Annotated in this window: 13 protein-coding genes; 9 read left to right on the top strand and 4 right to left on the bottom strand. The window is 60.4% G+C overall.

The window, feature by feature from the left end; translation table 11 throughout:
• Positions 1–7: 7 nt before the first annotated feature.
• Positions 8–502, top strand: coding sequence for a recombination regulator RecX (gene recX / locus ACYQ1A_RS06775; RefSeq protein WP_062222816.1), 495 nt, complete (start codon positions 8–10; stop codon positions 500–502).
• 401 nt (positions 503–903) lie between these two features.
• Positions 904–3171, top strand: a complete 2268-nt coding sequence (locus ACYQ1A_RS06770) for a GGDEF/EAL domain-containing response regulator (protein ID WP_499361210.1) — start codon at positions 904–906, stop codon at positions 3169–3171.
• Between the two features lie 9 nt (positions 3172–3180).
• On the opposite strand, the gene ACYQ1A_RS06765 is transcribed toward ACYQ1A_RS06770, so the two are convergent.
• Positions 3181–4134: a LysR family transcriptional regulator gene (locus tag ACYQ1A_RS06765; protein ID WP_499361208.1), complete on the bottom strand. Its 954-nt coding sequence runs from the start codon at positions 4132–4134 to the stop codon at positions 3181–3183.
• A gap of 164 nt (positions 4135–4298) precedes the next feature.
• Between ACYQ1A_RS06765 and ACYQ1A_RS06760 the strand changes: the two genes are divergently transcribed.
• The 4 genes from ACYQ1A_RS06760 to ACYQ1A_RS06745 all read left to right on the top strand — a co-directional run bounded on the left by ACYQ1A_RS06760 (position 4299) and on the right by ACYQ1A_RS06745 (position 11154).
• Positions 4299–5528, top strand: coding sequence for a Bcr/CflA family multidrug efflux MFS transporter (locus ACYQ1A_RS06760; protein ID WP_499361207.1), 1230 nt, complete (start codon positions 4299–4301; stop codon positions 5526–5528).
• Between the two features lie 154 nt (positions 5529–5682).
• Entirely contained in the window at positions 5683–8310 is a 2628-nt protein-coding gene (gene alaS / locus ACYQ1A_RS06755; protein WP_499361206.1) for an alanine--tRNA ligase, read from the top strand.
• Positions 8311–8585: 275 nt separating this feature from the next.
• Positions 8586–9953 carry a pyridoxal-phosphate dependent enzyme gene (locus ACYQ1A_RS06750; RefSeq protein ID WP_499361205.1) on the top strand — a complete coding sequence of 456 codons (1368 nt, stop codon included), beginning with the start codon at positions 8586–8588 and terminating at the stop codon, positions 9951–9953.
• A gap of 49 nt (positions 9954–10002) precedes the next feature.
• Positions 10003–11154: a trans-sulfuration enzyme family protein gene (locus ACYQ1A_RS06745; protein ID WP_499361203.1), complete on the top strand. Its 1152-nt coding sequence runs from the start codon at positions 10003–10005 to the stop codon at positions 11152–11154.
• A 73-nt stretch (positions 11155–11227) separates the two neighbouring features.
• Here ACYQ1A_RS06745 and ACYQ1A_RS06740 read toward each other — a convergent pair whose 3' ends face one another.
• Positions 11228–12769: an MltF family protein gene (locus tag ACYQ1A_RS06740; RefSeq protein ID WP_499361202.1), complete on the bottom strand. Its 1542-nt coding sequence runs from the start codon at positions 12767–12769 to the stop codon at positions 11228–11230.
• A 97-nt stretch (positions 12770–12866) separates the two neighbouring features.
• Here ACYQ1A_RS06740 and ACYQ1A_RS06735 point away from each other — a divergent pair, with 97 nt between their 5' ends.
• Together ACYQ1A_RS06735 and ACYQ1A_RS06730 are read left to right on the top strand one after the other, a co-directional pair.
• On the top strand, positions 12867–14765 hold the full coding sequence (locus tag ACYQ1A_RS06735) for an ATP-binding cassette domain-containing protein (protein ID WP_499361200.1): 1899 nt from the start codon (positions 12867–12869) through the stop codon (positions 14763–14765).
• On the top strand, positions 14765–17650 hold the full coding sequence (locus ACYQ1A_RS06730; RefSeq protein ID WP_499361198.1) for a PAS domain S-box protein: 2886 nt from the start codon (positions 14765–14767) through the stop codon (positions 17648–17650). The genes ACYQ1A_RS06735 and ACYQ1A_RS06730 overlap by 1 nt, the downstream gene beginning before the upstream one ends.
• A 58-nt stretch (positions 17651–17708) precedes the next feature.
• Here ACYQ1A_RS06730 and ACYQ1A_RS06725 read toward each other — a convergent pair whose 3' ends face one another.
• The gene (locus ACYQ1A_RS06725; protein ID WP_499361196.1) at positions 17709–19418 is read right to left on the bottom strand and encodes a glycoside hydrolase family 9 protein; all 1710 of its coding nucleotides are present in this window, start codon (positions 19416–19418) and stop codon (positions 17709–17711) included.
• Positions 19419–19597: 179 nt separating this feature from the next.
• Positions 19598–21391: a monovalent cation:proton antiporter-2 (CPA2) family protein gene (locus ACYQ1A_RS06720; protein WP_499361195.1), complete on the bottom strand. Its 1794-nt coding sequence runs from the start codon at positions 21389–21391 to the stop codon at positions 19598–19600.
• A 207-nt stretch (positions 21392–21598) separates the two neighbouring features.
• On the opposite strand from ACYQ1A_RS06720, the gene ACYQ1A_RS06715 reads away from it, so the two are divergent.
• Positions 21599–23701, top strand: coding sequence for a 5'-nucleotidase C-terminal domain-containing protein (locus tag ACYQ1A_RS06715; RefSeq protein WP_499361194.1), 2103 nt, complete (start codon positions 21599–21601; stop codon positions 23699–23701).
• Positions 23702–23801 lie beyond the last annotated feature (100 nt).

Below are 23801 nucleotides of genomic sequence, written 5' to 3'. Positions count from 1 at the left end.
CCCAGTCATGAACAGCAAGCGTGAACACACGCCCACTGCGGCTGACTTGCGAAACCGGGGTTTGCGTTTGCTGGCGCGGCGCGAACATTCACGTGGCGAGCTGCACAGCAAACTCAAGCCTTATACGCCGGACGAAGAAACGCTGAATGCGCTGCTCGATGATTTCGAGGAACGCAAATGGCTGTCTGATGAGCGCTTTGCGGAACAATGGACGCATTTCCGCTCCGAGCGTTACGGTAGCCGCCGCCTTGCCGCCGAGCTACGACAGAAAGGCGTGGCGACCGAAGTCATCAACGAGGCGCTGGACCAGGTCCGCGATGGCGAAGCGGAGCGTGCGCATGCGCTGTGGCAACGGCGCTTTGGCCAGGCCAGCGATGATCCCAAAGAACGCAACAAGCAACTGCGCTTTCTGGCTGCGCGCGGCTTTTCCCCGGCCATCATTTATCGCATAGTCGGCGGCAACATGGACGACGAATTCGGCCTCGACAGCGGCGACGAATAGTCTTGCGTCCTGAGCTGCAGCGGGCCGCTGCGGCCGCTTACCCCCGCCTCGACGCGGCAGCCACCCGGCTGATGCCGTTTCATCGCATTGCCGCATCTCAGCTTGCCTCACAAACCTCTCAGATTTGTCAAACCGTCTGTCTGACCAAGAAAGAAAAGCCGTCGCATTTGCGCCAAATCCGCGTTTAAGCGCCAGACTTTCCCCATCCTCTTGTGCCATATTGTCACCTCTTGCCTGGCTAACTTACAGCCGCGAACTCTGCATCCGCTCTTACACACAGAACGCATGAACGCGGCAGATCATTCAAAACGTTGACGCAAGGCCAGTCCACAGGGCTGGTAGTGGGGAGAGACATTTGATCGTCCGTAGCTACGCCCGGTTGACATGCAGTGGGGCACTGCATGAGTAGCCACATCATTCCCCTTCACGACGAAATGTCGTTTGAACAAGAAGCGCTGGCAGCGGCCGCTGACTTTGAACGCTGGCGCGTGCTGATCGTCGATGACGAGCCTGACGTGCATCAGGCCACCACCTTTGCGCTTAAAGAAGCCGTCATCCTCGACCGCCACCTCGAATTCCTGCATGCCTATAACGGCGATCAGGCCATCAAGTTGCTGGCCACTGAAACCGACATTGCGGTGGTGCTGCTCGATGTGGTGATGGAAGGCGAAGAAGACGGCTTGCTGGTGGCGCGTGCCATACGCGATGAGCTCAACCTGCAGGAAATCCGCATCGTCCTGCGCACTGGCCACCCGGGTTATGCGCCGGAATATCAGGTTATCCGCGATTACGGCATCAATGACTACAAAACCAAATCCGATCTGACCCAGGTCCGCTTGATGACCACGCTGACTGCGGCGATCCGCTCGTATCAGCAACTCAAGATCATCAACACCAGCCGCCGCGGCCTTGAAATGATCGTGGAGGCATCGGCGCTGCTGTTTGAACGGCGCTCGCTGGAAAGCTTTGCCGCTGGCGCGCTCACACAACTGGCGGCCTTGCTCGGCCTGGCGCCGGATGGGCTGATCTGCACACATCAGCCGCGCAGCCCGGGTTTGCGCCCGGCCCAGGACTGGACCATCGTCAGCGCCGCCGGGGAATTGCAGCCGCTGATCAATCAACCGCTGCACGCGCTCGACCGCCCCGAAGTACTCAACGCCATCGAACATGCCATACGCTCGCGCAGCTCCATCTATTCGCCGCGTTTTACCGTACTGTATTTGCGACGGCCGTCGGCGCAAGAGGCGGCGATTTATCTGGATACCGGCCGCCCGATTCCGCTCGCAGACCAGCAATTGCTGGAAATCTTTTGCAGCAATATTGCGGTCGGCTTCGAAAACATTGCGCTGTTCAAGCAATTGCAGGATCTGGCCTATATCGACCCGCTGTGCCATATCCCCAATCGCACGCAATTTGTCAGCCGGCTGAATCACTTGCTGCAATATCCACAACCGGACCAGATTGTGGTTTTGCTCGATATCGCACAGTTCTCGCAAATCAACGACGCGCTCGGCCATCTGATCGGCGACCAGTTATTGCAAAGCGTAAGCCAACGCTTGCGCGCGCTGGTGCCGCCCTCGGTGGCGCTGGCGCATATAGGCGTTGATCTGTTTGGCCTGGCCGGGCGCGAAGCGGATATCGGGCTGGATCGGCTGCATGCCGCTTTTGCCAAGCCTTTTAATGTCGGCACTCATTTATTGCGCATCAAGATTACAAGTTCAGCCGCGCGCTTGACGGATACCGAGGCCACCGGCATCGGCTGCCTCAAGGACGTTACCATCGGCCTGAACCTGGCCAAACGCGAAGGTCCGGGTAGCTTTACCTGGTATTCGCCCGCCATGAGCCTGGCGTCGCGCCAGCGGCTGGAATTGCTGCACGACCTCGAAGCCGCCATCCGCCAGCAACAGCTGCTGGTGTACTACCAACCACAGATTTCGCTGCGCGACGGTGCCGTCATCGGCATGGAAGCGCTGCTGCGCTGGCCTTTACAGAACGGCCAGTTTATTGGCCCGGATCGCTTTATTCCGCTGGCCGAGCAATCGGGCTTGATCATCGAACTGGGTGATTGGCTGCTGGGCAAGGTGTGTGAGCAGATGGTGGCCTGGCGCAATGAGGGCCTCGGCGATCTGAAGGTGGCGATCAATGTATCGATGGTGCAGTTCAACCACGACACGCTGGTCGATCAACTGGCCCTGCGCTTGCGCCAGTTTGGCGTCAAGCCCAGCCAGATCGAAATCGAGATCACGGAATCGGTGGCCATGCAGACGCTGGAAGACGTCATCGACACCATCCGCCGTCTGAAGCAACTGGGCGTTACGGTCTCGATTGATGACTTTGGCACCGGTTTTTCTTCGCTGGCCTATTTGCAGAAACTGAACGCCGACCGCCTCAAGATCGACCGCAGCTTTATCCGCGAAATCGGCGCCAACGAGGGTTCACTCAGCATTGCCGAAATGGTGATCAACCTCGGCCACAAGCTGGGGATCGCCGTGCTGGCCGAAGGGGTGGAGACGGCGGAACAAGCGGCCTTGCTGCGTGCTTCCGGTTGCGATGAAGCGCAAGGCTATCTGTTTGCCAAGCCTGCCCCGGCGCGCATGTTGGGACAATGGCTGCGCGAAACCGAGGGCCGGGTACTGATCGGCGCACCGACCCAAACCGTCCACCCCTGAACCCCGGGTTTAATCCGGGCCGTCAAATGGCCGGGCCGGATTGTGGGGTGCCTGCAGCCAGGCATCCCACGGTGGCGCTTCGCCCCATGCGCTTTGCAGAAACGCAATAAACGCGCGCACCTTGGCCGACACGTGGCGGCGGCTGGGATAGATCGCCTGTAATGCCATGGCCGGTAATTGATAATCCTGCAACAACGGCACCAGCGCGCCCGAGCGTAAATCATCGCCCACCAGAAACGTCGGCTGCTGAATGATGCCCTCACCCGCCCGCGCTGCCGCCACCAGCACATCGCCGTTATTGGCGCGCATCACCGCGCGCACCGGCACGCTGCTGCGGCGTTGTTGCGCATCGACAAAGCTCCAGGTTTCGCCATCGGCGGCATAGCTATAGGTCAATGCGCGATGCGCACGCAATGCCTCCGGGGTAGTTGGCGTGCCGTGCCGCATCAGATAGCCGGGCGCGGCGCAGATGACGATGCGGATGGGCGTAATCTTGCGCGCCACATACGATCCGGGCATTTGCGCGGCAATGCGCAGGCCCAGATCCAGCCCTTCTTCGACCAGGTCCACGCTGCGATCGGCCAGCGAAATATCCAGTTGCACCTGCGGATAACGCGCGCAAAACTGCGGCAGTAGCGCAGCCAGGTGGCGCGTACCCAGCGAAACCGGCGCGGTAAACCGCAGCGTGCCCGTCGGTTCTGCTTCGTGACTGCCGATTTCGCTTTCAGCCTCGGCGATATCGGCCAGGATTTGCTGGCAACGCGCCAGATAGCTACGCCCCGCATCCGTTAACGCCAGCCGCCGCGTGGTTCTTTGCAACAAGCGCGCCTCCAGCTGGCTTTCCAGATCGGACACCAGGCGCGACACCACCGAGGTCGACAGGCCCAGCCGTTCGGCCGCGCCGACAAAGCTGCCCGCTTCGACCACGCGCACAAACACCGTCATTGCCTGCAATTTATCCACGCCTGCCTTCCCTGGTCTGCTGTTTGCGCCGGTAGCGTAATCCGGCCACGCTATTTTGGCTAACGGCGCGCTAGCTGGGCTGTACCTGGCTAAGCTGGAGTACGCCCGCTGCACTGGTTTAAACTGCGCGGTCCTCTCGCCCGTTACCCCGGAACACGCCCTCCATGTCTGCCACCCCCGCCGCCGCCCGCCACCCCGGCCTGAGCAAAGGAGCCATCATCCTGCTCGGCACCCTCACCGCCATCGGCTCCATTTCCATCGATATGTACTTGCCCGGCTTTCCCGCCATCGAAGCCGACCTGCACGCCACCGCGGGCCAGGTGCAATGGACGCTGGCCAGCTTCTTTATCGGGCTGGCGCTGGGCCAGTTGTTCTATGGCCCGATCTCGGATCGCTTTGGCCGCAAGCCGCCGATGTATGTCGGCATGATCCTGTACGCGCTGGCGTGTGTCGGCTGCATGATGGCGCACTCGATCGAGTGGCTGATCGCCTGCCGTTTTGTCCAGGCGCTGGGCGGCTGCGCCGGGATGGTGGTGGCTCGTGCTGTGGTACGCGACCGCTGTGAACCGCGCGAAGCCGCCAAGGTCTTTGCTTTGCTGATGCTGACCATGGGCCTGGCGCCCATTCTCGCGCCCTTGCTGGGCGGCAGCCTGGTCGTATTTGCCGGCTGGCGCGTGCTGTTTGCGGTGCAACTGGCCTTTGCCGTGATTTGTTTGCTCGGCATGCATTTTGGTTTAACCGAAAGCCACAACCGGGACAGCACCCAGCCACTGCACCTGGGTCGCATCCTCGGCAGTTATTTCAATCTGCTGCAGGATCGCTGGTTTGTGGGCTACACCCTGGCCAGCGGCCTCGGCTGGGCCGGCATGTTCGCCTATATCACCGGCTCACCCTATGTGCTGATTACGCTACACGGCATCAAGCCCGAACATTTTGGTTGGGTTTTTGGCAGCAACGCCTTCGGCATGATCTTTGCCGCGCAAATCAACAGCCGTTTGCTCAAGCATTTTGAAATCGACACCATCTTGCGCCGGGCCTTGTGGGTGCCGATGCTGGCCGGGATCGCACTAGCGGCCGTGGCCTGGTTCAAGCTGGAAACCCTGACCATCTTGTTGTCCGGCCTGTTCTGCTTTGTGGCTGCGCTGGGCTTTGTTGGCCCCAACGGCTCGGCCTCGGCCATGCGCCATCAAGGCCAACGCGCCGGGCTGGCCTCTGCCTTGATGGGCAGCATGCAATTTGTGCTGGCCACCGTGATCGGCACCATCATGGGCGCATGGCAAGACCCCAGCGCCCGCCCGCTGGCATCCTTGATGGCGATTTGCGGCATCCTGGCCTTTGTGGTGCACCGACTGCTGGTGGTGCGCGTGGAAGACCCGCGCAATCACCCGGTCTGACGCCAGCAACACGGTGCCTGGCGCCCCTGCGTGGTTGTCATTGCCGGACGGCACCGCGTCGGCTTGCATACATCCCGCCGCGGCAGCTATCCGCTGCGGGATGTTTCCACTAGAATCACGGGTTCCCTATTCAAGCGCGACCAAGCCCCAGACCATGACATCCGCTGAGATCCGGCAGAAGTTCCTCGATTTTTTCGCCTCGAAGGGCCACCAGATTGTGGCTTCTTCGTCGCTGATTCCCGCCAATGATCCGACGTTGCTGTTTACCAACGCCGGTATGAACCAGTTCAAAGACGTTTTCCTCGGCTTTGACAAGCGTCCGTACACGCGCGCCACCACCGCGCAGAAAGTGGTCCGCGCCGGTGGCAAGCACAACGATCTGGAAAACGTCGGTTACACCGCACGGCACCACACCTTCTTTGAAATGCTGGGCAACTTCAGCTTTGGCGATTATTTCAAGGAAGACGCGATCAAATACGCGTGGGAATTTCTGACCAGCCCGCAATGGCTGGGCCTGCCTGCGGACAAGCTGTCGGTCACGGTGTATGCCGAGGACGACGAAGCCTACGACCTGTGGCACAAAACCATCGGCGTGCCGGCTGAGCGCATGATCCGCATCGGCGACAACAAGGGCGCCAAATACGCCTCCGACAACTTCTGGACCATGGGCGACACCGGCCCGTGTGGCCCGTGTACCGAGATTTTCTACGATCACGGCGCACACATCCCCGGCGGCCCGCCCGGCTCGCCGGATGAAGACGGCGATCGCTTTATCGAAATCTGGAACAACGTATTCATGCAGTTCAACCGCGACGAAGCGGGCGTACTGCACAAGCTGCCCAAGCCGTCGGTGGATACCGGCATGGGTCTGGAGCGGATTGCTGCGGTGATGCAGCACGTCAACTCCAACTACGACATTGATCTGTTCAAGCAGCTGATCGCCGATGCCCAACGCGTAACTGGCGCGGCCGATATCAACAGCCCTTCGCTCAAGGTCATCGCCGATCACATCCGCTCCTCGGCCTTTTTGATTGCCGATGGCGCGTTGCCGGCCAACGACGGTCGCGGTTATGTGGTGCGCCGCATCGTGCGCCGCGCCATTCGCCACGGCTACAAGCTGGGCCAGAAAGGGTTCTTCTTCCACCTGCTGGTGGCCAAGCTGGCCGAGCTGATGGGCGACGCCTATCCCGAACTGCGCCAACGCCAGAGCGCCATCGAAGACGCGCTGCGCCTTGAGGAAGAAATCTTCGGCCGCACGCTGGAAAACGGCATGGCGCTGCTGGAATCCGCACTGGCCGGCGACAAGAAAGAACTCGACGGCGCCACCGCCTTCAAGCTGGCTGACACCTTCGGCTTTCCGATCGATCTGACCGCCGACGTGTGCCGCGAACGCAATGTCACGGTCGATATGGCTGGCTTTGAAGCCGCGCTGGAGGCGCAACGCGTGCAATCCAAAGCCGCTGGCACCTTCAAGATGGCGGCGGGCCTGGCCTATGAAGGCGACGGCACCTGCTTCCACGGCTATCAACAAGCCACCGCCGACGCCACCGTGCTGGCGCTGTATCGTGGCAACGAGCCGGTGCAACAACTGCTGGCGGGTGAAGATGGCGTGGTCGTGCTCGACAACACGCCGTTCTACGCCGAATCGGGCGGTCAGGTCGGTGATACCGGCGAGATTTCCGCAACCGGCGGCATCGACGCGCTGTTCGATGTAACCGACACGCAGAAAGTCAAAGCCGATGTGTTTGGCCATCAAGGCCGCCTGGTTCGTGGCACGCTCAAAGTGGGTGACCGCGTTGCCGCGGCCATCGATCAGCACAAGCGCAGCGCCACCCAACGCAACCACTCGGCCACCCATTTGCTGCACGCCGCGCTGCGGGAAGTCCTGGGCAAGCATGTGGAACAGAAAGGTTCGCTGGTTAATTCCGATCGCACCCGTTTCGACTTCAGCCACCCCAAGCCGGTGACGGCAGAAGAACTGGCCCGCATCGAAGCACTGGTTAACCACGTGGTGATGCATAACCACGAAGTCCACACCGCCAATATGAGCTACGACGATGCCATCAAGGCGGGTGCGATGGCGCTGTTTGGCGAGAAATATGGCGACGAAGTGCGCGTCCTGAAGATGGGTGATTTCTCGACTGAATTGTGCGGCGGCACCCACGTCAGCCGTACCGGCGATATCGGTTTCTTCAAAGTTCTGTCGGAAGGCGGCGTCGCTGCCGGCATCCGTCGCGTTGAAGCCACCACCGGCGAAGGCGCCCTGGCGCTGATCCAGCAACAAGAGCGCGAGCTGAAAGCGGCCGCCGCCCTGGCGCAGGCGCAGCCGGGCGAGTTGCTGACCAAGCTGGAGAAGCTGCAAGACAACGCCAAAGCGCTGGAAAAAGAACTGGCCAGACTCAAAGGCCAACTGGCCGCCAGCAAGGGTGATGAGCTGGTCAATAACGCGGTCGCCATCGGCAACGCCAAAGTATTGGCGGCGGAACTGCCCGGCGCTGACGTGAACGCCCTGCGTGAAACGCTGGACAAGCTCAAAGACAAACTGGGTAGCGCGGCCATCGTGCTGGCCACGGTGGCCGACGGCAAAGTCAGCCTGGTGGCAGGCGTAACGGCCGATCTGACCAGCAAGGTCAAGGCGGGCGAACTGGTTAACTTTGTCGCGCAACAAGTTGGCGGCAAAGGCGGCGGTCGTCCGGATATGGCGCAAGCGGGTGGCACGCAACCCGAACACCTCGGCAACGCCCTTGCCGGCGTGCAGGCCTGGGTAAACGCCAAGCTGTAATCCACCACGCATTCAAGGCATTAGCAAAACCCGGCGGCACGCCGGGTTTTTTTACGCCTGCCGTAGCCGCGCGCCTAATTCCTTTCAGCGCTTTTAAGCGCACTGCTGGTTCTTTCACACGGTTTGATGGCCTCGTTAGACTGCCCACTCTCGCATGCCACAAGCATTTGCGGGCTATACCGTAGAGCACGCCCCGGTGCGCTCCGGGCCGCGCAATCCCCTCAAAACCACGCGCTGCCAGCGACAAAATCAATGCGCCGCGCAGGAACCCTGCCATGTCTCAAGACGCCCTGCTGAGCCTGATCGGCCAGACGCCCTTGCTCAAAATCAGCCGGATCGATACCGGCGTGTGTGAGCTGTTTGTCAAACTGGAAAACCAGAATCCCGGCGGTTCAATCAAGGATCGTATCGCGCTGACCATGATCGAAGCAGCCGAGCGCGACGGTCGTCTGCCACCGGGCGGCACCATTATCGAAGCCACCGCCGGCAATACCGGCCTGGGCCTGGCACTGGTGGCCACGCGTAAGGGCTACAAGCTCAAGCTGGTGGTGCCCGACAAAATGAGCCTGGAAAAAATCGCCAACCTCAAAGCACTGGGTGCGGAAGTATTGATTACGCGCTCGGACGTGGGCAAAGGCCATCCGCTGTACTACCAGGATTACGCGCGCCGCCTGGCCGATGAGACGCCGGGCGCCTATTACATCGACCAGTTCAACAATCCGGCCAACCCCGCCGCGCATGAAAACGGCACCGGCCCGGAAATCTGGCAGCAAATGGCGCATGACGTCGATGCCATTGCGGTTGGCGTGGGTTCGAGCGGCACGCTCAGTGGCCTGACGCATTTTTTTGCACGCGCCGCGCCGCATGTCGAGTTCATCCTGGCCGATCCGGTCGGCTCAGTGCTGGCCGATTATGTCGAAACGGGCAAATACGGCGAAGCGGGCAGTTGGCGTGTGGAAGGCATCGGCGAAGACTTCATTCCGCCGCTAGCCGACTTCAGCAAAGTGCAGCAAGCGCATCGCATTAGCGATGCCGAAAGCATTGCCACCGCGCGCTTGCTGCTGGAACAAGAAGGCATACTCGCCGGTTCGTCTACCGGCACCCTGCTCGCCGCCGCGCTGCGTTATTGCCGCGCGCAAACCATGCCCAAGCGGGTGGTGACCTTTGTCGCCGACAGCGGCAACAAATATCTGTCCAAACAATTCAATGAGGGCTGGCTGATTGATCAGGGTTTACACGCGCTACCGCAACAGGGCGACCTGACGGACTTGATTACGCGACGGCATGACCAGGGCGCAACCATCACCGCCCGTGCCGATGAAAGTCTGGCCGACGCCTACGCCCGCATGCGCCGCCACGATATTTCGCAACTACCGGTACTGCAAGCCAACGACCAGGTGCTGGGCATTATCGATGAGTGGGACATTCTTGAAGCCGTGAATGCGGCACCCGAGCATTTTGCCGCGCCGGTGCGCCAGACCATGAGTACCGAGCTGGTGACGCTGCAGCCGGGCGATAGCATGGCCGCTTTGTTGCAGGTTTTTAATCAAGGCAAGGTGGCCCTCATCGTCAATGCCGAAGGCCGCTTTATCGGTCTTATTACGCAAGCCGATGTGATCAATTACTGGCGCAACAAGCGCTAAGCGCGCACGCAGCATGGCGCAGTCCTCTAATCCCCTTGCAGGAGCAAGCATGCCCCATCCCGATACGCTGGCGGTCCACGCTGGCTACGCCCCCGACGCCACTGGCGCGGTGATGCCGCCGATTTACACCAGCTCCACCTACGCCCAAGCGGCGCCGGGCGAACACACCGGCTACGAGTACATCCGCAGTGGCAACCCCACCCGCGCCGCACTGGAACACGCACTGGCCGAACTGGAAGGCGGCGCGGCTGGCTTTGCCTTTGCCTCGGGCCTGGCCGCGATGGCAACGCTGGTCGATTTACTCGACAGTGGCAGCGAAATTGTCGCCATCGACGATCTGTATGGCGGCGCGTGGCGTTTGTTCGAAAAGGTCCGGGCGCGCAGTGCGGGTCATCGTATCCGCTATGTGGCCGATGAGGCCGCCTTCAAAGCCAGCCTGAATGCCAGCACCAAACTGGTCTGGCTAGAAATCCCCACCAACCCGCTGCTCAAGATCATCGACCTCAAAACCGTGATCGAGGCCGCCCACGCGGTGGGTGCGCTGGTGGTGGTGGATGCCACTTTTGCCACACCGTATTTGCTACGGCCGCTGGAGCTGGGCGCGGATATTGTGCTGCACTCGGTCACCAAATATCTGAATGGACATTCCGATGTACTCGGCGGCGCGGTCATTGTGCGCACGCCGGAACTGGCCGAGCGCGTGCGCTATCTGCAAAACGCAGTCGGCGCAGTCATGAGCCCGTTCGATAGCTTTCTGGCTTTGCGTGGACTCAAAACGCTGGGCCTGCGCATGCAACGCCATTGCAGCAATGCCCAGGCGCTGGCGCAATGGCTGCAACAGCAAGCGGGCGTGCAGGATGTCATTTATCCAGGCCTGGCTAGCCATCCCCAGCATCAGTTGGCCGCACAGCAATTCAAGCAAGGCTTTGGCGGTGTGGTAACACTGCGGCTGGCCGCCGATGATGCCGCGGTGCGGCGTTTTCTGAATGCGTTAAAGCTGTTCACCCTGGCGGAAAGCCTGGGCGGCGTGGAAAGCCTGGTCAATGTGCCGTGGTTTATGACGCACGCGTCTTTGCCCGAAGCAGACCGGCTGCAACGCGGCATCGGCCCCAATCTGTTGCGTCTATCGGTCGGCATCGAGCATCTGGATGACCTGCAGGCCGATCTGCGCGCCGGGCTGGCGGCTTTGCACGCGGCCTGAGCCGTGCCGCAAAAAGGCCCGACGGCATCGCGCCAGTCGGGCCTTTTTGGATAGCCATCACGGTAACTGCGGCTCAGCGCCGGGGCTTGCCGCCCCAGGCCGCAGCGCTGTCCTGGCTGCCCCCATCATCGCGCTCGGCTACTTCGGGCGCCGACGCCACTCTGGACGCGCTTTGGTACGAGCTATAAATCCGTCCCACTGAATTTACATAGGCCAGCAAATGCGTACCCACGCTTTGCCTGGCCACTTTCTCGACATTGCCGTTCCACTTGTCCGGATCCAGCCCTTGCGCAGCCGCCTTTTTGCGCAATTGCTGCACCCGGCCCTCGCCTGCGTTGTAGGCCGCAATCATAAAGGCCATCTGGTCATCCGGGCGGATGCTGGGGCTGCTGAATTGATCGCGCAAATAGCCCAGATAGCGCGCAGCCGCGGTGACATTCTGCTGGTTGTCGTGCGGGTTGGTGACGCCCATCTTGCGTGCCGTCACCGGATTGATCTGCATCAGGCCGGTCGGGCCGCCCTTGGTGCGCACCACCGGATTGAGCGAGGTTTCTTTCTGGCCGATGGCGGCGAGCAATAGCCAGTCCATATTGTTGGCAGTCGCCACCAGCTGGAACATCGGCGCAAAAAAGCCGAGTTTATCCATCGACGACATCTGGTCGGGGCTGCTGACATGGCCGTCACTGTCTTTGTTGATAAAACGCTGGGTGCTGGCCAAGGCCCGATTTGCCACGCCGTCGCCTTTGGCCGCCAGAAACTGGTTGACCTGCGCCAGCCAGCCGGGCTTGTCTTGCGGCAGGGCCCACACGTATTCGACCGCCTCGGGCGCGCAGGCATCTACCTGCAACTGGCTAAAGCGCTTGCTCCACAAGCGCGTGACATAGCGGCTGGCCAGCGTGGCTTGTTGATCTTTCAATTCTCCGAGGATGCTTTCCGCTGTGCTGCCGATAGCGGCTTCCTGCAAAGAGACTTTGACGTCGGCAGTGACCACGCGGCGCGCATAACTGGCGGGAGGCTGCAGCAGCGCATGGCCGCCCAGACTGCTCCAGTCGCTCAAGGCGGGCGCGCCTTTGGGCTGCACTACACACCAGTTGTCTTTGAGATAAGGCGTCGACGCCGCCGCCAGTTGGTTCAAGCCCGCCGAAGCGGGGATCAAGCCTGCCGCCAGATCGCCTTTACCGGCGCGCAATTGCGGCAGCAATTCACCGGCATCGACCGGCAGGTAGGTGAACTTGAGCGGCGTGCCATTCTTGCCGCGATTGCGGTTCAGCCAGGTTTCAAACTCTTGCAGCATGCTGTATTCAACGCCATGCGGTCGCCCATGCTGAAAGAAAAAGGTAGAGGCGCCCAAGGCCACCAGCACGCGAATCTGCCGGGGGGGCCTGGCCGGATCAAAGTCCGCCTCGCCCAGCGTGGCCGCGGCATCATCGGCGACGCCAGCGTTGGCGCTGGCGTCATCGACAGCAGGCGCAGCCTTGCCTTTGGCCGTGACTTTGACGGTTTTGCTGGCCTTGGCATGCGCTTTGGCATGGCTGGCGGCATAGCTCGGCGCGGCACCCAACAGCAACAGCGCAAGCACTAAATTGAAGAAAATCAGGGGTTTGGCCTGTGACATGGCCAGCATTGTAGGGGCGTTCGGCGTGGTTGTGCCAGTGAACGCGTCACAGACGCGTATAATCGCGGCCTGTCCAATTTGCGAATTGCTGCCCGCCATGCCTTTGCTTTATGTAGAAAACGCCAGCCTTGCCTTCGGTCACTGGCCCCTGCTCGACCATGCCATGTTGTCAGCGGATGAAGGCGAACGCGTCGGTTTGATCGGGCGCAATGGCCAGGGCAAATCCACCCTGCTCAAGACCATTGCCGGCATCCACGCGCTGGACGACGGCGATATCCGGATCGCGCAATCGGCGCATATGGCCTTTGTGGCGCAAGAGCCCGAATTCCAGGCCGACCAGACCGTATTTGAGGCCGTGGCGGAAGGCCTCGGCGATTTGCGCCAGCTGATCGTCGATTACCACGCCTGCGCCGATGCGCAAGATGGCAGCGAAGCCGCGCTGGACCGCCTGATGGCGCTACAACACGAACTTGAATCCCGCGATGGCTGGCGTTTTGACGCGCTGATTGCCTCAACGCTAACCACGCTGGGCCTGCCGCCGCATACGCAAATCAAGGATTTGTCCGGCGGCTGGAAAAAGCGCGTGGCGCTGGCCCGCGCGCTGGTCAGCGAACCGCAATTGCTGTTACTGGACGAGCCGACCAACCACCTGGACGTATCGGCCATCGAATGGCTGGAAGGTTTGCTAAGCAACTTTAACGGCTGCGTGTTGTTTGTAACGCACGATCGGCGTTTTCTGGACAACGTCGCCACCCGCATCGTCGAACTGGATCGCGGCACGCTGACCAGTTTTCCGGGCAACTTCAGCGCGTATGAAACCCGCAAGGCGGAATTGATTGCCGCCGAAGAAACCGTGGCACGCAAATTCGATAAAGTGCTGGCGGCAGAAGAAGTGTGGATCCGCAAAGGCATTGAAGCACGCCGCACGCGTAACGAAGGCCGCGTACGGCGACTGGAACAATTGCGCCGCGACCGCGCCGCCCGCCGCGAACGCGTGGGCAATGTTTCGTTCAAGGTCGATGCCGGCGAACGCTCCGGCAAACTCGTCGCAGAATTCGAAAATGTCAGCCTCGCCTTCGGCGACAAAACCATCATCCGCAATTTCACCTCGCGCTTGCTGCGCGGCGACAAGATCGGCCTGGTCGGCGCCAACGGCATCGGCAAAACCACTTTTCTGAAGCTGGTGCTGGGTGAGCTGGAACCCGATAGCGGCGTGGTCAATCGCGGCACCAAACTTGAAGTGGCGTATTTCGATCAATTCCGCGAACAACTGGACGAAGAAGCCTCAGTGGCCGATGTGGTCAGCCAGGGCAATGAATGGGTCGAGATCGGCGGCCAGCGCAAGCACATCATGGGTTATCTGGAGGAATTCCTGTTCCCGGCCGAGCGGGCGCGTAGCCCCGTGCGTTCTTTGTCCGGCGGCGAGCGCAACCGTTTGTTGCTTGCGCGCCTCTTTACCCGCCCTGCCAACGTGCTGGTGCTGGACGAACCGACCAATGATCTGGATATTGATACGCTTGAATTACTGGAACAGTTATTGATCGACTACCCCGGCACCGTCTTTCTGGTTTCGCACGACCGGGCGTTTCTCGATAACGTGGTCACCCAGGTCATTGCCTTTGAAGGCAATGGGGTCTTGCTGGAAAACGCGGGCGGCTATCAAGACTGGCAAACCGCGCGCCAGCGCATGCAGCAAGCACGACTCGAGCAAGCAAAGCCAGCACCGTCGGTAGCCGACAAACCGGCGGAACGGCAGCGCACACGCAGTGCCAAGTTGAGTTATAACGAGCAGCGGGAACTGGAGCGCTTGCCCGGCGAGATCGAGTCGCTGGAAACCTTGCTGACGCAAGTACAGGCATCGCTACTGGACCCGGCCACTTATCAAGATCAAAAAAAGGCGCGCGAGATGCAACAGCAGGTTGAACAGATCGAGACCGATCTACTGCAAAAAATGGAACGCTGGGAACAACTGGAAGCCAGACAACAGGGCAGTTGATGAACTGGCTTGAGCGCCTGGCGCACCGCCACCACACGCCGCAGCCGGCGCTCAAACCGCTGCGGACGGCCCTGCTCTGGTTTTATATTGCGTTGCTGCTGTTCAGCGGCTTGACGCTGGCATGGCTCACCTTACGCGACTACAACGCCAATATCGAAGAAGCGCGCGCGCAGGATTTGCTGCTGGCGCGCTCGCTGGACGAACAAGCCACGCGCACCTTCGTGGGCGCCGAGCAAACAGCCCAGGCCACCCTCGAGCGCCTGGCCAGCAGCAACGGCATCGACGCCACCGAAGAGCACGATCTCTCCACCGAAACCCGCGAGCGCACGCGGCAGACGCCGCAAGTGGGCGAAATCATCAGCGTGGACAGCCAGGGCATTTTGCACAGCAGCAGCCTGCGCTACCCGTCCAAGCCGATGGATATGTCGGACCGCACTTATTTCAGCTATCACCGCGACGTAGATGACTCGCGCTTTTTGCTTTCGCCGCCGGTGCTGTCGCGCACCGATGGTCGCTGGCTGATTCCGGTTTCGCATCGCATTAACAAACAGGACGGCGAGTTCGGCGGTGTTTTGCTGACCGGGGTGGATCCGGCTTACTTCATCCGCTTTTACGATTCGCTCAAACTACCGCGCGGCACGCATATCAAGTTATTGCGCACCGATGGCGTGGTCCTGATGAATTACCCCTTTGTGCTGGCCGAATTGGGTCGCAATGTGCGCCAGCCGGATGGCGTGCGTTTCAATGGACCAGAGTCAGCACCGGGCGCGCATTACCGCGATATGGGCAGCGAAGGCAGCGATGAATTGCTGACTTATCTGGTCTCTAGCGGCGATTTGCCGCTGGTGGTGATGGTCAGCTCTGACGTCAATACCGTCATGACCAAATTCCATAGCGATCTGGTAAGCCGCGCAATTTCAGCATTGGTGCTGATCGTGGTGGTCAGCGCTTTGCTGTATTTGTTGTTGCGGCAAATCCGCCGGGTAGAGCAAATTGAATCGCGCTTATATCTGACGCAATTTACCGTCGATGAAGCGCCGGATGCGATGTTATGGGCAGATCGACAAGCGTTTATCCGCTATGCCAATCGTGCCGCCTCCATGAGTAGCGGCTACACCAATGAAGAACTGGTGACCTATCGTTTTCTTGATCTGTTTCCCAATATCACCGATCCGCAATGGCAAGACTTCTGGTACAAGCTGACCGTCGATAAACGCCTGGTCTATATCACGCATCAGCGTGACCGCAGCGGCAATCTGTTGCCGGTGGAAATCACGTTTAATTACATCGAATTCTTCCAGGAAGCCTATGCGTGCACTACGGTGCGCGATATTACCGAGCAACAGAATTCGGAACGCGAACTGCGCCGCCACCGCGATCATTTGCAAGATCTGGTGCTGGAGCGTACCGCCGAGATTCGCACCGTACTCGATGCCAGCCCGTTGGCGATCATGCTGTCGGTGCGCAATACCATACGCCTGGTCAATCCGGCGTTTGAAATCCTGTTTGGCTATGCCGCCAGCGACATTATCGGTTTACCGACGCGGATTATTCATGCCTCGGAAGAACGCTATTCCGAACTGATCAGTGCCATTTGGGGCCGCATCAATACCGGCGGCGTGTTCCGCGGCGAAATCGAGCTGTACCGGCGCGATCATTCCGGCTTCTGGGCCATGCTCTACGCCAAGGCGCTGGTACCGGGAGATCCGGGCAAAGGCATGATTACGGTGGTCGAAGACGTAACCGCGCAACGGATTGCGGCGCAGGCCTTGCGCCAGTCGGAACGACTCAAGCGCACGATTATCGACACCACCGCCGACGGTTTTATCCTGATCGACACGCACCGGCATATCGTCGATGTCAACAATGCGTTTTGCCAGCAACTGGGCTTCCGCCGTGAGGATTTGATCGGCAAACAACCGCAAAGCCTATGGGGCGAAACCGCGCTGCAATTGTTCCCGGAACAACTGGTCAAGGACGGCAATGGCATCAGCCATATCGCCGAAGTCAGGCTGCCCGACAATACCGGACGCAAGCTGCCCTTCCTGGTTAATTCGGCTTCGATCAATGACGAGCAACAGCGGCTGGAATATGCCTTTGCCTTCCTCACCAATATTTCGCATCTCAAAGATATCGAGATGCGTCTGGTTGAAGCCAAAGAATCGGCGGAAGAAGCCAACGTCTCCAAATCGGCCTTCCTCGCCAATATGTCGCATGAATTGCGCACGCCGATGCATGCCATTCTCAGCTTCTCTGAAATGGGCATTTCCAAAGCGGGTAAAGCCGATCCGCAAGCGCTGGCGCGTTATTTTGAGCGCATTCATTCCAGCGGCAATCGTTTGCTGGTGTTGCTGAATGATTTGCTCGATATGTCGCGCCTGGAAGCCAACAAAATGCGTTACGACAAAACGCGGCATTGTTTGCAGCACACGGTGCAAGGCGCGGCGGCAGAAATTGCGCCTTTGTTGGCGGGCAAACAGCTCAGGTTGTTTATCGATGATATGACCGCGCCACTGGAAGGCTGGTTTGACCAATCCCGCATGATGCAGGTGGTGGTCAATCTGTTGTCCAATGCCATCAAATTCAGCCCGCCGGACAGCACCATTGAAATTGCCTTTATGGCCGATGTGACACTGGATGGCGCGCCTGCAATCGGCTTGACCGTGCGCGATCATGGCCCGGGCATACCGGACAATGAGCTGGATGCCATTTTCGACAAGTTTATTCAGAGCACGCGCGTGCGCTCCAGTGTCAGTGGCACCGGCTTAGGTCTGGCCATCAGCAAACAGATTATGGAAGACCACGGCGGGCGCATAGTGGCGAGCAATCATCCGCATGGCGGCGCGGTGTTTACGGTGTGGATACCGGTGGGCGAAGCCGATTAAAGCGGCTGACTTGATGCAGAAAAAAACGGGGCACTCCAGCAGGAGGCCCCGTTTTTGATTACGCCATTCCAGTCACTTGTTCCGGCTGCGGAAAGCGCTGGCACAAGGCATTAAACAGCCATGCGCCGTGTGGCATCCATTGCTCGCCCCAGCGCCAACTATGCGCCATGGTGGCGATTTCAGACTTTTTGAAGTCGATGTCGTGCTCGTTATCAAAACCCGCCGTAATGCCATTACAAACGCCGCCCGGCGCATTGTAATAACCAGGCTCGTAACGCGGGTTATTGCGCCCCCAGCCTTGCAGCATGCAGGCGTCGTAGGGATTGGCGCCCAGAATCCAGTCCAGCGCGCCTTGCGCATATCGCTCCAGCGCTGCGACCATATCGTCCTCGCCTTCAAACAAGCGCTGCGCGCGCGTCGCGGCGGCGGCCAGCGAGCCAAGCCGGGCGTTTTCGCCCTGCCACCAGTAACCGGTGCCGTTGTCGTGCGGAATAAAGAATTGCGTCTGGCCCACGCTGCCCGGCTGTTTGACGTATTGGCGGGGGTAGCCAAAGGGGTTGTTGACCTCATTAAACGTGATGCTGATTTCAAACTCATAGGCATCGCGTAATGCGGCGCGGATGCGGCCAGCTGCCGGGCTGGTTGGCACCACCTCGGCATAACGCTGCAGCGCAATCAGCGGCAAGCCAGCATCCACCGCGTGAAACCAGGACCGCTCGCCCAGCGCATCAGCCCTAAACCAGCCTTGCGCGCTCTGCCGCTCCAGCAAGCTCAGGGCCCGGCGGATGGCGGCATCGGCGTACTCGCCCTCACCCGTCACCGCCAGCAACTCGGTGGCGGCCAGCAAGGCGCAGAAGTCGTCGATGATGTTTTCCGCGCCGTCGTCCAGGTATTCGAGATTGTGTGCTTGCAGATGGGCAAAGCCGCTGCGCGCAGCTTGCAGATATTGTCCGCGCGAAAAATCGCCATCCCGTGGCAACAGGCTGGCGCGCGCCAGCGCCGCAATCGCCATACCGCCACCCTGGCGGAACGCCGCTTGATAGTGGTCGGACTTGCTGCCTTGCTGCGTGGCATAAGCGCATAGATCGCGCTGGTTTTCGTCTTTGCTCCAGCGATCAAACAGCGTCATGTAGAAGTAACCGGCCGGGTCTTGCATGCGCAGCAAAAAATCCGCGCCGTGCAGGGCTTCATCGACCATGCGCTCGTTAAACCATTTGAGTTGCGGCGGCAATTGCGCCCAGCCATCAAGCAGATTCCACACCACTTGCGGTGTCTGCTGCGGGTTCATGAAATTGGCGACGGACAAATGCGATAGATATTTGGAGCAATCGCCCGAGGCGTCAAACCAGCCGCCGTGCACGTCGCGGCGCTCATCGCTGCCGAACTTGGGACGGCTGCGGTCGGCATGGTCGTACAGGCCGGTGCAGCGCTGGCCTTTGATGTAATGCACCAGGTCAGACAGCATCTGCCCGGCAAACAAATCGGCGCCAACCGCAAAGGTGTGTGAAGTCAGCGCAGGCTGCGGGCCATCCACCACAATGAAATACTCGCCCGGCGTAGCCAGCGCAGAGAAATCCGCCTGCCAGAAATGCCAGTCTTTCCACTGGTCGACGCCCCCGGTCGCAACCAGGGCGCCGGTGTGCACGGCGGCGCGCGTCTCGGCGTCATAGACGGTAAAGCCGGTCAGCGGTGCGGCGGCCGGCGCTTCGATCAGCGCAACCTTGCGCGCGGACGGCGTGTAGCCAACGTGGTTCAGCAAGATTTTCATGGCGATAACTTGTGTTGTGAGCCGAAGGCGCCAGTCTGGCATCGCGCAACGGGCATAGCCAAACGAGCGGACAAGCCGGGCAAAAGACACGCCGACGCAACCTGGATTGCCGTGACCACCACGCCCGCGCGGTACCGCCCACATGTTTGTACGGCGGCAGCAGGGAGCGCCCGATAGACTTAGCGTGCTTCCGCCGGATGGTATGGCGCGGGCTCGCTCGGGACTTCATCCGCTTCAAACAAGGCTTCCAGCTCTTGCATGGCATCGCGCGACGCCTGAATCAGCTTGTCCTCGTCGTGGTAAATCGCCATCTGCCGCTGCAGCAGCGCTTCATCGTGCTGACGGAAGATGCGCGCGGTGCGCTCCGCGTCCAGACGGCTGGCACCGAGCGCCTCGAGTACATCAACGCCCAGTTCAACGCTGGCCGGAAAGGTCTCGCGCACCGCCGCCTCGACCCCGAGGTCCATCAGCCGGTAGTAGTGAAAGCGGTTGCGCGCCCGGGCAAAAATCTTCAGATGGGGAAAGTGCTCACGCACGGTTTCGGCCGTTTTGATCGAGGCCGGGATATCGTCGATGGCCAGCACAAACACCTTGGCCTTGTCCGCCCCGGCCGCACGCAGCAAATCTACGCGCGACGCATCGCCGTAATACACCTGGTTGCCGAAGCGCTTCACAAAATCAACCTGATCCGGGCTGATTTCCAGCAGCGTGGCTTTGATATGCCTGGAGCGCAGCATCCGCGCAATCACCTGCCCAAAGCGGCCGAAACCGGCCACGATGACCGGGTTGTTCATATCCGGCAGTTCATCGAAATCACGGGTGGCGCGCTTTTCCCGCCACGGCACAATCACGCGCTCATGCGCCAACACCACGAATGGCGTTAACGCCATCGACAAGGTGACCGCCAGGCTGAGCAATTGCGCGGTGGCTTGCGGCAGAATGCGACCCTCATCAGCCAGCGACAGCAATACAAAAGCAAACTCACCACCCTGGCACAGATAGACCGCAAAACGGCGCGATATCTTGCCGGTCGCGCCCGCCATGCGCTCGATGCCCCACAGAATCAGCGCCTTGACCAGCATCAAGCCTACCGCCAGCAACAGCACCAGCAAGGGCTTGGCTACCAGCAAGCCCATATTGGCCGACAGCCCGACCGCGACAAAAAACATGCCCAGCAGCACGCCCTTGAAGGGTTCGATATTGGCTTCGACCTCGTGGCGGAATTCCGAATCGGCCAGCAACACCCCGGCCACAAACGCGCCCAGGCTCATGCTGAGGCCCGCCGCTTCCATCAACCATGCGGTGCCGGTGACGACCAGCAGCGTGGCCATGGTCAGCAGATCGCGGCTTTTGGCGCGCGCCACCAGGCCAAACGCGGGCCGCAGCAAAAACCGCCCGGCCGCGACGATAGCGACCAGAGCCAGCAAGGACATCCACAACGGAATACCGGATTGATCCACGTGCACGGGTGAGAGCCACGGCAAGGCGGCCAGCACCGGAATAACGGACAAATCCTGAAACAGCAGCACGGCAAAGGCGTCGCGACCGTAGTGGGTGGTCAGCTGGTTTTTCTCGGCCAGCATCTGCAATACAAACGCCGTGGACGACATCGACAGCGACACGCCGACCACAGCGGCGGCCTTCCAGCTCAGCCCACAGGCCATGGCGATGCCGCCGAGCGCCAGACTGCACAGCACCACCTGCGCGCCGCCCAGGCCGAATACGGCACGGCGTAACACCCACAAGCGCGACGGCTGCAGCTCCAGCCCGATGACGAACATCAGCAAAACCACGCCGAATTCGGTGGTTTGCAGAATCTGTTCCGGCTCGCCCACCAGCTTGAGACCCCACGGCCCGATCAGCACACCTGCCACCAGATAGCCCAGCACGGCGGCCAGGCCAAAACGCTTGAGTATGGGCACGACCAGCACGGCGGCGGCCAGCAAAAGGATGGCTTGGGTTAATCCGGGCATCGGGCGGCAGCCGTGTGGTGTAAGGAGGAATGCGCGAGTGTAACCTGCCCTCGCCGCCCGGCCAAACCGGCAGATGGGCTAGATCGGCCGCAGCCAGGGCTTGCCTGACCAGTTGGACGGTGTATCTGTTTTGTATCGCCTGTAACGCACCCGTCACGTCGCTTCTTGATACTGCGCGAACCTCTCACGCAAGGAAGTCGTCAAGAAATGATAACGTCAACGCGCACTCTGCAATCCGTACTGGGCCTGACCGCCGTCGCCGCGCTGCTAAGCGCCTGCGGCAGCGGCAACGATGGCCCGGTGGGCACCACCATCCTGCCCGCAGGTAGCACCATGGATGTGGCCATCCTGGAAACCAGCGACATCCACTCCAATGTGGTCGGCTACGACTATTACAAACTGGCGGAAGACAAAAGCTACGGCCTGGACCGCACCGCCACGCTGATCGCCAATGCGCGCAAGCAGTGGGCCAATTCGCTGCTGTTTGATAATGGCGACACCATCCAGGGCACCGTGCTGTCGGACTACCAGGCGCTGATCAATCCGGTGCAATGCTCCGACATGCTGGCCGTGTACAAGCAGATGAACCAGCTGGGTTATGACGCCGGCACCATGGGCAACCATGAGTTCAATTACGGCCTGCCATTTTTGTCCCAAGTCACCAACACCGACTTCAAACTGGCTGGCATTTCCAAGGGCACCAGCAAAACCAATCCGGGCAATGCGGCCACGTGTGCGGCTCCCAGCTTTCCGTTTGTATCGGCCAACGTGGTCTCTGCGGCCACGCAAACACCCATCTTCAAGCCCTACCAGATTCTGGATCGCACCTTTAAAGCCAAGGACGCCAACGGCAAACTGTTCGACGCCACCCTCAAAGTGGGCGTAATCGGCTTTGCGCCGCCGCCGATCATGCAGTGGGACAAAGGTAATCTGGAAGGCCATGTGCTGGTGACGGGCTGGAAAGAAACCGCGCAAAAGTACATTCCCGAAATGAAAGCAGCGGGTGCGGACATCATCGTGGCGCTGGCGCACGGCGGCATCGATATGGTGACGCCGTACGCGCCGGATATGGAAAACGGTGCGGGCTACCTGAGCCAGGTGCCGGGCATCGACGTCTTGCTAACGGGCCACCAGCATTTGTTGTTCCCCGATAACAGCGGCAAATCCACCTTTGCCGGCCAGCCCGGTGTGGATGTGGTCAATGGCTTTATCAACGGCGTGCCGACCGTGCAGCCGGGCCAGTGGGGCAACAACCTGGGCACCGTGCAATTGCAGCTGGCTTATGCGGATGGCAAATGGAGCATCAACAAGACCGCCACCAAAGTCGCCCGCCAGACCACGCTGCTGACGGCAGCCGCAGGCACTACCCCGGCCACTTATGTAACGCCGGATACCAGTCTGCAAGCGCTGGTGCAGTCGGTGAATGACGCCACCATCGCCTATGTAAAAACGCCGATTGGCACGGCCAGCTTTGATATGTCGACCTATTACGCGCTGCAAGGCGACGTGTCTGCGCTGCAGATCGTCAATATGGCGCAGATCGATTATCTGAAGAGTTATGTGGCCGCCAACAACCCGAGCTGGGGCAATCTGCCGGTGCTGTCGGCCGCTGCGCCGTTCAAGGGTGGCCGTAATGGTCCGGGCGACTTCACTTTTGTGAAGCAAGGCCCGATCGCCATCAACAATGCGGCGGATTTGTACCTGTACCCCAACACGCTGCAGGTCGTGCGCGTATCGGGCGATATCGTGCGGCAGTGGCTGGAAATGAGCGCGCAGCAGTTTAACCAGATCGACATCAGCAAGACCGATGTGCAGCAGCTGGTCAACACCGCGTTCCCGACCTTCAACTTTGACGTGCTGTACGCCGAGGGCAACAAGCTGCAATACCAGATCGACGTGACCAAGCCGGTAGGTTCGCGCGTGACCAACCTGACCTATAACGGCGCGGCGCTGGATCTGAATGCGCAGTTTCTGGTGGTCACCAACAACTACCGCGCCAGCGGTGGCGGCAACTTTCCGGGCCTGGTGGGTGGCACCGGCGATATCGTGCTGAAAGCGCCCGATGCCAGCCGCGATGTGCTGATCAATTACATCAAACGCGCCAACACGCTGGATCTGGCCACCTATGGCAGCGCGCGCAGCTGGTCGTTTGTGAAGACCGCAACGCCGTCCGGCCCGGTGGTGTTCAGCAGCGTGGCCGGCAGCCTGGCGCTGGCAGCGGCGCATGGCGTGACCAACCTGAGCGTGTACAGCACCACGCCAGACCCGGTGACGTCGCTGACGCAATATCAGCTAAACCTGGCCCAGTGATGTAACCGCTGTCTCATAGGGTGGGTCTAGACCCACCACCCAGAGTGGCTTGCCAAGCTCCGCACTACTGGCAAATGGCTTTGGGTGGTGGGTCTAGACC

It is taken from the genome of Silvimonas sp. JCM 19000 (assembly GCF_054652575.1).
The sequence above is the reverse complement of the archived record's forward strand: the minus strand, read 5'-3'. Positions and strand labels throughout refer to the sequence as shown.

Excerpts from the sequence above, each read along its gene's own strand:
- ACYQ1A_RS06720 (WP_499361195.1), bottom strand. The coding sequence starts at position 21,391 with ATGCCCGGATTAACCCAAGCCATCCTTTTGCTGGCCGCCGCCGTGCTG.
- ACYQ1A_RS06715 (WP_499361194.1), top strand. The coding sequence starts at position 21,599 with ATGATAACGTCAACGCGCACTCTGCAATCCGTACTGGGCCTGACCGCC.
- ACYQ1A_RS06750 (WP_499361205.1), top strand. The coding sequence starts at position 8,586 with ATGTCTCAAGACGCCCTGCTGAGCCTGATCGGCCAGACGCCCTTGCTC.
- ACYQ1A_RS06730 (WP_499361198.1), top strand. The coding sequence starts at position 14,765 with ATGAACTGGCTTGAGCGCCTGGCGCACCGCCACCACACGCCGCAGCCG.
- ACYQ1A_RS06745 (WP_499361203.1), top strand. The coding sequence starts at position 10,003 with ATGCCCCATCCCGATACGCTGGCGGTCCACGCTGGCTACGCCCCCGAC.
- ACYQ1A_RS06735 (WP_499361200.1), top strand. The coding sequence starts at position 12,867 with ATGCCTTTGCTTTATGTAGAAAACGCCAGCCTTGCCTTCGGTCACTGG.
- ACYQ1A_RS06725 (WP_499361196.1), bottom strand. The coding sequence starts at position 19,418 with ATGAAAATCTTGCTGAACCACGTTGGCTACACGCCGTCCGCGCGCAAG.
- ACYQ1A_RS06740 (WP_499361202.1), bottom strand. The coding sequence starts at position 12,769 with ATGTCACAGGCCAAACCCCTGATTTTCTTCAATTTAGTGCTTGCGCTG.
- ACYQ1A_RS06760 (WP_499361207.1), top strand. The coding sequence starts at position 4,299 with ATGTCTGCCACCCCCGCCGCCGCCCGCCACCCCGGCCTGAGCAAAGGA.
- ACYQ1A_RS06770 (WP_499361210.1), top strand. The coding sequence starts at position 904 with ATGAGTAGCCACATCATTCCCCTTCACGACGAAATGTCGTTTGAACAA.
- recX (WP_062222816.1), top strand. The coding sequence starts at position 8 with ATGAACAGCAAGCGTGAACACACGCCCACTGCGGCTGACTTGCGAAAC.
- alaS (WP_499361206.1), top strand. The coding sequence starts at position 5,683 with ATGACATCCGCTGAGATCCGGCAGAAGTTCCTCGATTTTTTCGCCTCG.